The organism is Candidatus Palauibacter australiensis (genome assembly GCA_026705295.1).
GTDB lineage: Bacteria > Gemmatimonadota > Gemmatimonadetes > Palauibacterales > Palauibacteraceae > Palauibacter > Palauibacter australiensis.
In genome coordinates, this window is sequence record JAPPBA010000183.1 from 22,057 (window position 1) to 35,784 (window position 13,728).

General features: G+C 71.5%; 9 protein-coding genes. 2 read left to right on the forward strand and 7 right to left on the reverse strand.

Annotation, left to right across the window (positions count from 1 at the left end):
* Positions 1–3 precede the first annotated feature (3 nt).
* Positions 4–1,230 carry a succinylglutamate desuccinylase/aspartoacylase family protein gene (locus OXN85_15245; GenBank protein ID MCY3601321.1) on the forward strand — a complete coding sequence of 409 codons (1,227 nt, stop codon included), beginning with the start codon at positions 4–6 and terminating at the stop codon, positions 1,228–1,230.
* Between the two features lie 6 nt (positions 1,231–1,236).
* Positions 1,237–4,449: a hypothetical protein gene (locus OXN85_15250; GenBank protein MCY3601322.1), complete on the forward strand. Its 3,213-nt coding sequence runs from the start codon at positions 1,237–1,239 to the stop codon at positions 4,447–4,449.
* A 713-nt stretch (positions 4,450–5,162) separates the two neighbouring features.
* On the opposite strand, the gene OXN85_15255 is transcribed toward OXN85_15250, so the two are convergent.
* The 7 genes from OXN85_15255 to OXN85_15285 are packed head-to-tail and all read right to left on the reverse strand — an operon-like array spanning position 5,163 to position 13,702.
* A complete protein-coding gene (locus tag OXN85_15255; protein MCY3601323.1) occupies positions 5,163–6,332 on the reverse strand; it encodes an aminotransferase class V-fold PLP-dependent enzyme in 1,170 nt (389 codons plus the stop codon).
* Positions 6,329–7,813 (reverse strand): AMP-binding protein, encoded by a 1,485-nt coding sequence (locus OXN85_15260; GenBank protein MCY3601324.1) that lies wholly within the window; start codon positions 7,811–7,813, stop codon positions 6,329–6,331. The genes OXN85_15255 and OXN85_15260 overlap by 4 nt, the downstream gene beginning before the upstream one ends.
* Positions 7,810–8,703 (reverse strand): 1,4-dihydroxy-2-naphthoate polyprenyltransferase, encoded by an 894-nt coding sequence (locus OXN85_15265; protein MCY3601325.1) that lies wholly within the window; start codon positions 8,701–8,703, stop codon positions 7,810–7,812. Before OXN85_15265 ends, OXN85_15260 begins: the two co-directional genes overlap by 4 nt.
* The gene (menB, locus tag OXN85_15270; GenBank protein MCY3601326.1) at positions 8,691–9,551 is read right to left on the reverse strand and encodes a 1,4-dihydroxy-2-naphthoyl-CoA synthase; all 861 of its coding nucleotides are present in this window, start codon (positions 9,549–9,551) and stop codon (positions 8,691–8,693) included. Before menB ends, OXN85_15265 begins: the two co-directional genes overlap by 13 nt.
* Before the next feature lie 13 nt (positions 9,552–9,564).
* A complete protein-coding gene (menD, locus tag OXN85_15275) occupies positions 9,565–11,328 on the reverse strand; it encodes a 2-succinyl-5-enolpyruvyl-6-hydroxy-3-cyclohexene-1-carboxylic-acid synthase (protein ID MCY3601327.1) in 1,764 nt (587 codons plus the stop codon).
* Complete coding sequence (locus tag OXN85_15280; protein MCY3601328.1) at positions 11,325–12,758, reverse strand: isochorismate synthase; 1,434 nt, start codon at positions 12,756–12,758, stop codon at positions 11,325–11,327. Before OXN85_15280 ends, menD begins: the two co-directional genes overlap by 4 nt.
* Complete coding sequence (locus OXN85_15285; GenBank protein MCY3601329.1) at positions 12,755–13,702, reverse strand: histone deacetylase; 948 nt, start codon at positions 13,700–13,702, stop codon at positions 12,755–12,757. The genes OXN85_15280 and OXN85_15285 overlap by 4 nt, the downstream gene beginning before the upstream one ends.
* Between the last annotated feature and the right edge of the window lie 26 nt (positions 13,703–13,728).

The window sequence follows — 13,728 nt, forward strand, 5'->3', positions numbered from 1 at the left end:
AGTATGTCCTCGAGGGCCATCGAGGAGCCCGGAGACCACGGACGACGGATCGGCGCGTACCGGGGGGCCGAGCCCGGTCCGCTCGTCATCTGTATCGCCTCGCTGCACGGCAACGAGCCGGCGGGTATCGCGGCGCTGGAACGAGTATTGGACGTGCTCTCGTCGAACCGGTTTCGGATGCGCGGGGACCTGGTCGGCCTCCGTGGCAACCTTCAGGCGAGCAGAGCGGGTACGCGGTTCATCGACGAGGATCTCAATCGCGTGTGGCAACGCGAGCGTGTGGACGCGGTACTGGAGTCGCTGCGCTCCGGGGAACCGGCGCGGGAGGGGGACAGGGGGCCGATCGTGGGGAGCGCCGAGTTGGCGGAACAGCGGGATCTTCTTGCCGCCTTCCAGGCGGAAGACCGGCGCGCCCGCGGGCCCATCCACGTCCTCGACCTTCATACCACATCAGCGGAGAGCGTGCCTTTCACGACGCTTGGGGACACGCTTCAGAACCGGGCACTCGCACTCCGCCTTCCCGTCCCGGTGGTCCTGGGACTGGAAGAGCAGATCGATGGCGCCATGCTCCACTACTTCGACCGCCTGGGCTGGGCGAACATCGGCATCGAAGCGGGGCAGCACGCGGCCGCGTCGTCCATCGACGTGCACGAGGAGGCCGTGTGGATCCTGCTTGAGACCCTGGGATTGATGGAGGAAGGAAGCGCGCCGGGTCCGGGTGACCTGAAGGCGCGTCTCGCTCGCCGCGCAGCAGGCCTGCCGAGTGTGCTGGATGTCCGCTATCGCCACGTCGTCTCGGAGCAGGATGAATTCCGGATGCACCCGGGGTTCAAGAACTTCGACGTGGTCAAGGCGGGGCAGGAACTCGGCGCGGACCGGACCGGACCGGTGCGGACGGAGTTTGCGGGCCGCGTCTTCCTCCCGCTCTACCAGCGACAGGGCGACGACGGTTTCTTCATCGTCCGGCAGCGGGCTCCCGTGTGGTTGACGGTGTCTCGGGTTCTTCGGACGGCCGGTGCGGATCGCACGGCCACCTGGCTTCCGGGGGTACGGCCGCATCCCGCGCGGAGCGACGCCGTCGTCCTGGCGCGTTGGGCCCGCAACCGATGCGTGATCGGGCTCCTCCACCTCATGGGGTTCACCGTCCGGGGCGAGAGCGGCGGGGCGGTGATGGTGCGACGCCTGGAAGGGCCCGCCCGCCAGCCGGAGTCTGCGCCCACCGGCGGTTAGCTAGCCTTGGCTCGTCGCCGGCCCCGGTTGGGAACCCGCGCCGCCGCGGTCGCGCTCGCGGGCGCCGCCGTGTGGGTGGGCGCGTGCGGAACGGAAGTCACGCCGCCGGAGCCCCGGGAAAACCGGAGTCCGGTGGCGGTGGACGCCCTCCCCGACATCGACGTACGGCTCGGGCATCCGGCGGTCATCGACGCCGCCGCCTGGTTCCGGGATCCGGACGGCGACGAACTGACGTTCGCCGCGAGGTCGCTCGACGCCCGGGTGGCCCGCGTCACGGTTGCCGGAGATCGGGTGACCGTGGAAGGGGTCGCGCCGGGGTCGGCGACCCTGGAAGTCACGGCCCGCGACGGCGGCGGGCTTGCGGTCGCGCAGCGCTTCGAGGCGACGGTCGGGGCCGGGGTCGCCTTCTCCCTCGGCGTGGCGCAGACGCGGGAGGGCGGCATCGCGCGCGTCGAAGTCGTGCTCGACGAGGCCGCGGCATCGCCGTTGGCTCTGCGCTATTCACTGGGCGTGGATGACACGCGGCTGACGCATGACGCGGATTCGGCGGATGTGCTCGACGCGGGCGAGGGCGAGGTCGAAGTCCCGGCGGGAGCGAGCGGCGCCGTCATCGAGATCCGCATCGCCGACGACGATGAGATCGAGCCGCCCCGGGAGGTCCTCACCCTGGCTCTCGGTCGGCCCGCGAGCGGGAGCGGTTTCGTGCTCGCCCCTCCGTCGAGCGCCACGGTGGTCATCCGGGAGGGGGTATGCGACCGGACGGCCGCCGTGCGCGACGCGATCGTGCGGGGGCTCCGGGCCGACGACTGTACCGCCCCCGATGGCCAGGCGCTGGCGGAACTCCGCTCCCTGAGGATCAGGCCGCGCGAGCCCGGCCTCGAGGCGCGAACCGGAGCCGTCCGCGGCGGACTGCGCCCGGCCGACCTGAGCGCCCTTTCCGGCCTGGAATGGCTCTCGCTCCAGGACTACCGGTTGGGAACCCTTCCCCCCGGGGCGTTCTCCGATCTCTCCAGTCTGGAAGTGCTCAATCTCGCGGGAAACCTGATCGCCGACCTGCCTCCGGGTGTGTTCGCCGGCCTCCGCAGGCTCGAATGGCTCTCCCTGGTCGACAATCGGCTGCAGGCGCTTCCGGCGGGCGTGTTCGGCGATCTCGCCGGCCTGCGAGAACTGTTTCTGCAGGATAACGAACTGCGCGCCCTGCCCTCCGGCGCGTTGAAAGGCCTCCGGAGCCTGGAACGGCTGAGCCTGGGGGGGAACGAGACCGCCTTCGCCTTCCCCGTGCGGCTGGCCCGAACAGACCACGAGGACCCGACGGCTCCGGGACCCGCCACGCTCGAGGCCCGGATACTGGAGGGCGCACCCTTCGATGTCCGGCTCCCGCTGCTTGCGCATGGGGGTATGCTCTCGGTCGACTCGGTCCTGGTGCGGGCAGGCACCACGGCGAGCGCCGCCGTGACGCTCACTCCCGGCGACGCCGCCGATTCCCCGGTCTCCGTGACGGTCGGCACGGAAGAGGCGTTGGCCGAGGCCTGTGCGGATCGTTGCGACGGGTTCGATCTCGTCGCGGGCGACCCGCTCGTCGTGTCCAACCCCGCTTCGCTCACGCTGTCCGTGCCCCATGCCTATCTCACGCAAGCGGCGCAGGACCTGGAGGGCGGCGTACCGCTGATCGCGAACCGGCGCGCCTTCCTTCGCGTCTTCGCGACCGCGGACGAAGTCAACGGGTTCCGGCCGAGAGCCACCGCGACCTTCTTCCGCGACGGAGTCGAGACGTACCGGACGGAGCTCGATCCCCCCGGCGGAGGTATTCCGCTCGCGGTCGACGAGAGTCGGCTCGAAAGGTCCTTCAACGCCGTCGTGCCGGGCCACGTACTGCAGCCGGGCGTGAGCATGACCGTGGCACTCGATCCCGACGGCGCGCTCCCCCTGACCTCCTCGAGCCGATCCCGGTTCCCAACGGAGGGCCGGTACGACCTCGCCGTTCGGCGGATGCCCCCGCTGCGCGTGACGCTCGTGCCCGTGCAGTACCATTCGGACGAAAACCGGGACGTGAATCCGCTCGTGGCGGCGTTCGCGAGCGACCTCGCCGCGGCGGCCACGGGGGCGGGGTCGGCCGTCTCGGGGAGCGTACTGCGCTACGCCCGCACGGTCCTGCCCATCGGCGACCTGCACGTGGCGCTTCGCGAACCATACCACACGTGGGCGGACACCTCGCGGGCCGGAGTCGTCGGCCTCATCCGTGAGATCGAACTGCTCCGGATGATGGAAGCGGAGGACCATCGGGAGCACTACGCCGGGATTTTCGGAGTTCCGAAGCCCCTTGCGCGGCACCCGGACGCGTACTGGATCGACGGCCTCGGGATGCTGGCCGGGCGAAGCTCCCTGACGGCCTCACACGGTCCGGACGGCCTGCTGCAGAGGACGGGCCGTCTCCGCCTCGTGTTCGCGCACGAGCTGGGGCACAACCTCGGGCGCCCGCACACGCCCTGCGACGAGCCCGTCACCAACCCCGGGGCGGTGGACGCCGACTATCCGTGGCCGGATGGCCGCATCGGCGTGTGGGGATACGATTTCGGGGATGGGGGCGGCGCCGGGACGGGCCCGGGGCACCTGTTCAACCCGGAGGGATACCGGGATCTGATGTCCTACTGCTATCCCCAGTGGATCAGCGACTACAGCTTCACCAGGATGCTGGAATTCCGCCTCGCGCGGGACGGAAGCGCCGGGAGCTCGGCTTTCGCACACGCGGCGGATCGCCGAAGCGGGAGCGGCGACATGCTCCTTCTCTGGGGCGGGGTCGACGATGGCCAACTTCGGCTGGAACCCGCCTTCGCCTATCCGACGGCCGCGCGCCTTCCCTCGTCGGGCGGCCCGTACCGCCTGACGGGCCAAGACACAGCGGGACGAACCCTGTTCTCGCTCAGCTTCACGCCGACGTCGATCGCCCACGGGATCGGTGAAGAGAACCGCGCATTCGCCTTCGCGATCCCCTTCGACCCCGTCTGGGCGAAGACGCTGGACCGTCTCACGCTCCGCGGCCCGTCAGGGTCCGTCTCGGTGGACCGGACTCGCGGGGGCCGCGCCGCGCTGCTCATCGACCGCGCCACCGGACGCGTCCGCAGCATCGTCCGCGACGGGGCCGGCACGGAGGTGCCGAGCGGGGCCGGGGACGAGACCGGGCTCCGAATCCTGCGCGGCCTCCCCCGCCCACCGGACTGAGAGGCCGGCGCGCCCCGGACACTCAACGTAGCGCACCTGTGCGCGTGGACGGCTTCGCCACGGCCATACCCCGAGTCTCCAGCGAACTCGCCAGACGCGCCGGCGGTTCATGGCAAAATCGAAGTTGCCGACGCGGGACGTCGATGTCACGTGGATGACGCCGTCAGCCGGGGACCACCGGAACTCCAGATCGTCCCGGTACCCGAGCCGGGTTCGGCAGACGGCATGCATGTATCCATCGATCGCCGTGACGATCTCGGTGCGGGGCATGGAGGCTACGATGTTCCCAAGCCGACGAAGGAGCACGACCGGGTCGCCATCGGTGCGGAACGGCGCAGTCCGGTGGAGCCACCAGACCTCGGGCTCGCTGCTTACGTGATTCAGGGCCCTGGTCCCGACGGTGTTCCGTTTGGGCAGCGGGTTCATTCGGCAAGCCACGTGGGAAGAAGGGAGTTGTCGTGTTGGTCCACGCCGTCGTGACGCGGCTGCTTCCGCATTCCGGACGCGGGTACTTTTTATGCGTGCGGCACTCGTTCCACAAGCTCCTTTTTTTGGTGGGTATGCCCCCCTGTTTCCGGGAGGCATCGAAGCGCAACTTCTTTCGTACAAGGCGTTTAGAAATATCCGTGGCAGGATGGCAGGTTCGGGGGTGGGGGCCACGACTTCAGGGATGGCGATGAAGACGATGGCGGCGACGGGTGAGGGTCCGTCAGCTAGTTGTAGGTCGCCAGCACCTGTCGGAGGGCGTCGATGTCGCGCGGTTCGTTGTAGACGTTCGGCGAGACGCGCAGGGCATCGCCGCGCAGGGAGGCGTAGACGCGGGCCTCGGCGAGGCGGGCGTCCACCTCCGCGAGGTCGCAGCCCGCGGGCAGGCGCACGCCGAGGATGTTTCCGGTCCGCCACTCGTCGTCCTCGATCGCCCAGCCGCGGCGACGCAGTTCATCGGCGAGGCCGGACAGGAGGGCGCGGCAATAGTCGAGGATGCGGGCGGGGTCCCAGTCGAGAATCAGGTCGAGCGCCTCGACGAGCATAGGAACGAGGATGAAATTGGATGTCTGTCCCACGTCATAGCGCGCCGCCCCTTCCCTGTATTCGTCCGTATAGTCGACGAGACCCTGGAAATCCTCCGAACCGCTGCGCGAGATCCACGTTTCCTCGAGCGGCGTGCCGTCGTCGAAGCGGGGACCGTAGTACCCGAAGGCGGTGGAGTAGGGCCCCAGGAGCCACTTGTACCCGACGGTGATCAACGCGTCGGGCTGAAAGCGCTCTACGTCGAACGGTACGGCGCCGATGGACTGCGAGCCGTCGATGACGAGCGCGGCGCCCACTTCCCGCGCCCGCTCCCCCGCCGCCTCGAGGTCGATCCGGGTTCCGTCCGTCCAGTGGCAGTGCGGGAGGGAGACGACGGCGGTCTCCGGTCCGATCGCTTCGAGCAACCGCTCGTTCCAGAGCGCGGCGGACGGGGGCGGGCTGGGGCGGTCCACCGTTCGGATCCTGCAGCCGCGGGCCGCCGCGCGGCGCCGCCACGCGTAGACGTTGCTCGGGAACTGCTCGCCGAGGACGACGATGTTCTGTCCCCGTTCGAGCGGGAGATTCCGGGCCGCGACCTCGATGCCGTAAGACGCGGAAGGTGCGAGCGCGATCCGCTCCGGCGGCGCGTTGACGAGGCGCCCGAAGCGGTCCCGGGCGCGGTCGCAGTCCGTGAAGAACCGCTCGCTCGGAAAGGGGGTCGGCGAGCACTTGCCGCGAATCCCTTCCACCCCCGCCGCCGCGACCGCGCGCGGGAGGGGCCCGAGATAGGCGCAGTTGAGGAAATGCGCACCCTCTTCGAGCGCGAACCGACTCTTCTGGCAGCCGAGTGCCGTCTTCGGTCGTTGCATCATCCGCCTCTCAGGTCAATCCGCAGTTTTGCGCGGTCCACCTTGCCGGTCGCCGTCCGGGGGAGACGGTCCAGCACCTTCCAGCGGCGGGGCACGCGCGGACCCGACAGCCGTTCGCGGCACCACGGGTCGAGACGGGCGGGGAGGTCGGGATCCTCCCCGGCGACGACAGCCACCACGACCTGCCCCCATCGGCGGTCCGGCATGCCGATGACGGCGGCTTCGCCGACCTCCGGGTGGGCGGCGACCACGGCCTCCACCTGGGCCGGGTCGACGTTCGTGCCTCCGCTCACGATCCGGTCGCGCAGGCGCCCCGTCACTTCCAGGCGACCCCGCGCGTCGAGGCGACCGAGGTCGCCCGTCGCGAACCAGGCGCCGGGGGGCCGCGCGGGCTCTCCGACGTATCCGCGGAACAGCGTGTCGCCGCGCACCTCGATGTGGCCCGGGGCCGGCGCGCCGGCCGGCCCCGCGGCCGCATCGCCGGGCGGGCGGATCCGCACTTCGACGCCGGTCAGCGGGACGCCGGCCGACCGGTCGCCGGCGCGCACCTCCGCGGGCGTGGCCATGGTGACCTGCGACCCCGCCTCGGTCAATCCGTACGTCAGCGCGATCGGCCACCCGGCGGACAGGGCCCGCTCCGCCAGATCCGGCGGGGTCGCCGCGCCGCCCAGCACGACGGCGCGCAGAGAGCCCGGCGGCCGGGCGCCGACGGCCAGCAGCCCGTGCAGCATGGCCGGCACGAGCGAGACGTGCGTCACGGCGAGTTCGCCGAGCGCCCGGGCGACGGAGGCGGCGTCGAAGCGCGGCCCCGCCAGCACGACCGTGGCGCCCGCGGCCGCGGCCCTCAGCGGCACGGCGAGCCCCCCCACGTGCGCCCAGGCCAGCGTCGCGAGCCACCGGTCGCCCGCGCGGAACCCGAGACGCTCGTTCGAAGCGATGGCGTTCGCGCGCGGCGAGCGCCATTCGTGGACGACGAAGCGGGGCAGACCTTCGGTTCCGGATGTGGGGAGGATGACGCCGGTCCCGGAGAGATCCGCCCGCCCCGGAGGCGCTGCCGGCGGGGCGGGATGGGGCGGGGCGGAATCCCGAAGATGCAGGACGATCTCTCCGATCCCGGGGACCGCGAGCGTCCGTGATCTCCACCCGGAAGTCGGCCACGCCGCAGCCCTCCCCGTGAGCGCAGCGGCCGGCTGAAGCGCCGCGACGAATGCGTCCCGCTCATGCGGCGTCCATTCCGCGTGCGCGAGCGCGAGCACCCGGCCGCCCCCCGAGGCGGTTTCCGGCGCGATCGCGGCAAGGGCGGCCACGCCGGCCGGATCCAGCGGGAACTGGTGAGCGACGACGGCCCCCGCCGTAACCCCCTCTTCCTCCAGGATCGCGGCCACTGTCTCGCCCGCGGCACGGATCTCCGCGGCGGACCACCCCCGGTCGCGCGACACGAGCGAGAAGGACGACGAGGGGGCGGGAGTCGCCGGCTCGTTCACCACAGGCAGCCGACCGCGAACAGGAGGCCGTAGGCCCCGGTCGTCCTCGCCGTAGCGGCGAGGGCGGGATTCAGCGTCCGTGGGTCCTCGTACGTCCACACGACGCGCAGCGGAGCGACGGCGAGCAGCACCGCGCCCGACGCGAGCAACGCCCCCGGCGGCCACCACCCCGCCATGACGCCGACGGGCGGCACGGCGATGGCGACGGCGACGAGCAGCGAATACTGGACCCGCGTCGCGAACGGACCGATCCGCACGGCCAGCGTGCGCTTCCCCGCCGCGGCATCCGTCGCCATGTCGCGCAGGTTGTTCACCACCAGGATCGCCGTGGCGAGCGCCCCGGCGCCGAGCCCCGCGAGCAGCGCCTCGGGCGCCCAGCGGGAGAGCTGCACGTAATGCGTGCCGGCCACCGCGACCGGGCCGAACAGGATGAACACGGCGAGATCGCCCAGCCCGTGGTAGCCGTACGGCCACGGCCCGCCCGTGTAGCAGACCGCCAGCAGGATCGAGCCCACGCCGATCCACACGACCGGCCATCCGCCCACGAGCGCGAGATAGACGCCGATCGCGACGGCGAGCGCGAACGAGACCGCCGCCCCGAGCCGGACGGCGGCCGCGGTCAGGAGACCGGCCTGCGTCACCCGCGGCGTGCCGAGCCGGTCGGCCGTGTCGGCACCGCGCGCGAAATCGGAATAGTCGTTCGCGAAGTTCGTGCCGACCTGAATCAGGAGCGCGGCCACGAGCGCCGCCAGAAAGGGCGCAACGGCGAAACCACCGTCCTTCCATGCCAACCCGCCGCCCGCGAGCACGGGCCCTACCGCGGCCGGCAGCGTGCGCAGGCGCGCGCCGGCGATCCACGCGCCCGCGCTCCCGGGCGTTATGGACGCCAAGGGTACTGTCTGAAGTTCGGCGCGCGTTTCTCGAGAAAGGCGTTCTTCCCCTCCTGGCCCTCCTCGGTCATGTAGAAGAGCATCGTCGCGTGACCGGCCAGTTCCTGGAGCCCGGCCTGGCCGTCGCAGTCCGCGTTCATCGCCGCCTTCAGGCACCGGATCGCCAGCGGGCTCTTCCCGAGGATTTCGCGCGCCCAGTCGACCCCCTCCGCCTCCATCTGCGCCAGCGGTACGACCTTGTTCACGAGCCCCATCCGCTCGGCTTCCTCCGCTCCGTACTGCCGGCACAGATACCAGATCTCGCGCGCCTTCTTCTGGCCCACCGACCGCGCCAGGTACGAGGAACCGAACCCTCCGTCGAAGCTCCCCACCTTCGGCCCCGTCTGCCCGAACACGGCGTTGTCCGCCGCGATCGTGAGGTCGCACACGACGTGCAGCACGTGCCCGCCCCCGATCGCGTACCCGGCGACGAGCGCGATGACGGGCTTCGGCATCGAGCGGATGAGACGCTGGAGCTCGAGGACGTTGAGGCGCGCGACGCCGTCCTTCCCCACGTATCCGGCCGTCCCGCGCACCCGCTGGTCGCCGCCGGAGCAGAAGGCCCACTTCCCGTCCTTCGAAGGTCCGTTGCCCGTGAGGAGGACGACGCCGATCCCCTCGTCGTCGCGCGCGTCCTGAAACGCCTCGTACATCTCGAACAGCGTGTCGGGACGGAACGCGTTGCGCACCTCGGGCCGGTTGAAGGCGATGCGGGCGATCCCATCGCTCTTGTGGTAGGTGATGTCCCGGTATTCGCCGGCCGGCTCCCAGTCGACGCCGCTTTCCGGGGGGGAAAAGGTCTCTGCCATCGCGGGTTCTCCCTCAGATCGCGCGGCGCGCCGCCTCCTTCGCGTTTTCGATCGCGGCGGTGCGCTGCTGCCAGTTGTGTTCACGCTCGATGCACGCCTCGGTGAGGCGGAGGCCCCGGCCCTCCGATTCCGGGCCCGGCACCTTCACGGCCTCCCGTAATTCGGCGGCCGACGAGACGAGACGGTGCGGGATTCCGGCGGCGGCGGCAACCGCGCCCAGATCGACGGACTGGGGCATGACCACGTAGGGGGTGAAGGGCGGGTCGTGTTCGCGGATCGGCAGCATGTGGAAGATGCCGCCGCCGCGGTTCTGGATGACGACGAGGTGGAGCGAGATGCGGGGCGGACGATCGGCGAGCAGCGCCCCTGCATCGTGAAGCAGCGTGAGGTCGCCCACGAGCGCCGCCGCGGGCCGTCCCGCAGCGGCCGCCGCACCGAGTGCCGCGCTCACGTTGCCGTCGATCCCGCTCGCGCCCCGAAGGCCGAGGGGACGAAGCGGTCGATCTGTTGCGCGCGTGAAGGCGTCAACGTCGCGAATCGGCATCGAATTGCCGATGAGCCAGGGCGTCCCTTCCGGGAGGCCCTCCGCCATGGCGTCGGCGACGGCGCCCTCGAACCACGTCTCCGCCAGCGACGGTTCGACCGCGAGGCGCGCCGCTCGGTCGACCGCCCGCCACCACCCGACCCAAGCCTCTTCCGCCTCTTCGGAGACGGCTGCGGCGGCGGCCTCAAGGGTCGCTACGGGATCGCCGGCCAGCGGTCGCGCGCTCGTGGCGAGATGGTCCCGCCAGCGGTGCGTCGCGTCTAGGACGAACTGGGGCGCGTCCGCGTGCCGCTCCAGGTAGCGACAGACCGCGGCGGAGGTCGGCGCGCGTCCGACGCGAACGACCAGATCCGGACGCAATGCCGCGACGACTTCATCGGCACGCAGCGAGAGGTCGGCGCTGCCCATCGTCCAGCGCTCGGCACCGCGGCCGAAGCGGGCGCCGGAGAGCGGATCGGCCACGAGCGGAGCGCGGGCCCGGGCGGCCAGCGTCAGGGTGGCGCGGCCGATCTCGGGCTGCTGGTTGGGACCGCAGACGATGAGCGGTCGCCGCGCACGCCGCAGCAGGGCCGCGAGTTCGCCTCCGGCGTCCGGCGGCACGGCCCCGGGCTCGTGGCCGGGCGTCGGGGAGCCGGGGAGGCGCGGTTCAAGACCGGCGGGCACGTCGCCCGGCACGTGAACCGGCTCGAGCGGCTTCGCGAACTGAACGTTCAGGTGCGCTGGTCCCGCGGGAGCCCCCACGGCCGCGCGCCACGTCGCCTCCACCGCGGCTCCGAGCCGGGCGAGCCCCGCGGCGGTCGGCTCCGGAAGCCCGAGGTCGATGGATCGCCGGGCGTAGCGGCCGAAGAGATCCCGCTGGTCGATCGTCTGGTTCGCATCCGTGCCCCTCAGCGCCGCCGGCCGGTCCGCCGTCAGCGCGAGGAAAGGGATCTCGCTCTGGCTCGCCTCCACCACCGCCGGAAAGAGATTGGCCGCGGCGGTGCCGGACGTCGTGACGACCGCCGCCGGCCGTCCGCTCGCCGCGCCCACGCCCAGGGCGAAGAAGGCGGCGCCCCGTTCATCCACGTGCGGGTGAAGCGTGAACCGGTCGTCCGCGGCCAGCGCTTCCACGAGCGGGGCCGAGCGGGATCCGGAACCGATGCAGGCGTGCGATATTCCGCGGCGGGCGAGCCCGTCGACCAGCGCCCGGGCCCACAGCGCGTTCCGATTGGGCGCGGCCGCCGCCCGGCTCACCGCATCCGCGCCACGCCGAGCGCCGCGAGCATCGTCTGCAGCTTGACCCGGGTTTCGTCCCATTCCGCCGGAGCCCGCGAATTGCTCACGAGGCCCGCCGCAGCGTAGAGCCGGAGCAGCGGACCCCTGGCTACGCCGCCGCGCAGCGCGGGGGCGAATTCCCCGTTGCCGTCTTCGTCGAACCAGCCGACCGGACCCGCGTACCAGCCGCGACTCTCCGTCTCGTGCGCACGGATGATGTCGAGCGCCCCGGCGCGGGGATCGCCACAGACGGCTGCGGTGGGATGGAGTGTCTCCACCAGCGACAGGATGTGCGTCCCGGGCCGGATCTCCGCCTCGAGGTCCGTGCGCAGGTGCTGGATCCGCGGCAGGCGCAGGAGGGCGGGCTTCGGGATCGCTCCGATCCGGACACCGACCTCACGCAGCCGGTCGACGATGTCCTCGACCACGACGAGGTGTTCCTCCCGGTTCTTGCGGCTGTCGATCAACTGGCGGCCAAGCCAGGCGTCCGATGCCGGATCTGCGCCGCGCGGCGTCGACCCGCCGACCGCCATCGTGCGAAAGCGCCGGCCGCGCAGCGAACCGATCAACTCGGGGGCGGCGCCGACGAAGAAGCGGTCGCGCGCGAACTGCATCAGGTAGAGGTGGGCGAGCGGGTTCGCCGTGCGCAGAGCGGTGAGAACGGCGGCAGAGTCGGGCAGCCTCCCGAGCGTGATGTCCATGGAACGCGCGAGCACGACCTTTCGGACCCGGCCGGAGCGGATCTCGTCGAGGATCTCGTTGACGGCGCGCTGCCATTGCCGGCGATCCACGAGTTCCTCGATGGCGGTCGCGGACGGGACGGGCCCCGGCGCCGCCCCGTGGCGCTCGAGCCGGGCCAGTTGTTCGCGGGTACGCATCGCGCGCCGACGGAGTCGATCGATGGCCTGATCGCCGGAGGTGCCGGGCGCGAAGCGGCGCGTCACCGTCAGCCACGCACCACGTTCGTCCGCCTCGACTTCGTACGCCGGCAGCACGAAGCGCGCACTCGGGAACGCCTCCCAGAAGCCCGGCTCCCGATCCGCGCGGCACACGGGGTCGAAGGCGAAACCGCCGTGCAAACGCGGCCGCCTCGCCTCGCCGTCCAGGTCGAGGACCCACGGTTCCGAGAACAGTCTCGCCGCGCGCCCCCGCAGCCAAGAGATGAGATCCGCAGGCGGGGGTCCCTGCGCCCCCTCGCGGCTGTCGATCTCGGCGGCGGCGCCCGCATGCGCGATCCAGTGCGGGCCGCTCTGCCAGAAGCCGCGCACGCCGACCGGCGGCGAGGCGAGTACCGCTTCGGGCTCGATGCTCGGCAAACGCAACGTCACGCTGGCGAAATAACCCGTACCGCGCGCGGCTTCGAGCGCCTCCTCCGCCCGCTTCCCGCGGGAGTGGCGCGCCGCCTTCATGCTGTCGCCCTCACGCCATCACTCCTCACTCCGCCGTCCTCACGCCGCACTTCGACCTCGAGCGCCGTCCGGTGCGCGATCGCGTGAAGTTCCGCCGTCCGTCGGGGCGTGGCCGCATATCCGCCCGACAGCAGGAGCGTGAGCGGGAACCCCTCCCCGCGCAACGTCCCGATGACCCACCGCTCCCTTCGCTCCAGCCCGGCGCGAGAGAGCGCGAGGCGCCCGAAGCGGTCGCCGGCGACGACATCCACGCCCCCGAGGTAGAACACGAGGTCGGGACGCGATCGAGTCACGGCTTCGGGAAGGAACCGCCGCAGCGCCTCCTCGTACTCGTCGTCTCCTGCCCCATCGGGCAGGGCGACGTCGAGATCCGACGGGGTGGGCCGGAACGGGTAGTTCCCCGCCCCGTGCATGGAGAAGGTGAACGTGTCGGGGTCATCGGCGAACACGGCTGCGGTGCCATTGCCCTGATGTACATCGAGGTCCACGACGAGCGCACGACGAATCCACCCGCCGCGACGCAGCACCCTGACGGCGACGCCCACGTCGTTCAGGACGCAGAACCCTTCTCCGTGATCCGGAAATGCATGGTGCGTGCCTCCGGCCAGGTTCGCCGCCACTCCATCTTCCAGCGCCATCCACGCCGCATTGACCGTGCCCCGGACCGCGAGCCGCGACCGCCGCACGAGCGCGGGCGACCACGGGAGCCCCAGGCGTCGTTCCTCCGCGCGCCCGAGAGTCCCATGCCGAAGCTTGTAGAGGTACGCCCGCGTATGCACGAGCGCCAAGTCCTCCCAGGCGGCCTCTTCCGGCTCGACGACGTCCTCCGGCCCGATGATCCCGTCACGTTCGAGGATCTGCCTGAGCGCGAGGAACTTCCCCATCGGGAATCGATGACCCTCGGGCAGCGGCACGGTATACCCGGCGCTGTATGCGACGCGCAATCTCGACCTCGCGACTGGCGTCGACA

What these genes read in the sequence shown, in the direction of transcription:
- OXN85_15245 (MCY3601321.1), top strand. Translation starts at nt 4, where the DNA reads ATGTCCTCGAGGGCCATCGAGGAGCCCGGAGACCACGGACGACGGATC.
- OXN85_15255 (MCY3601323.1), bottom strand. Translation starts at nt 6,332, where the DNA reads ATGATGCAACGACCGAAGACGGCACTCGGCTGCCAGAAGAGTCGGTTC.
- menB (MCY3601326.1), bottom strand. Translation starts at nt 9,551, where the DNA reads ATGGCAGAGACCTTTTCCCCCCCGGAAAGCGGCGTCGACTGGGAGCCG.
- OXN85_15280 (MCY3601328.1), bottom strand. Translation starts at nt 12,758, where the DNA reads ATGAAGGCGGCGCGCCACTCCCGCGGGAAGCGGGCGGAGGAGGCGCTC.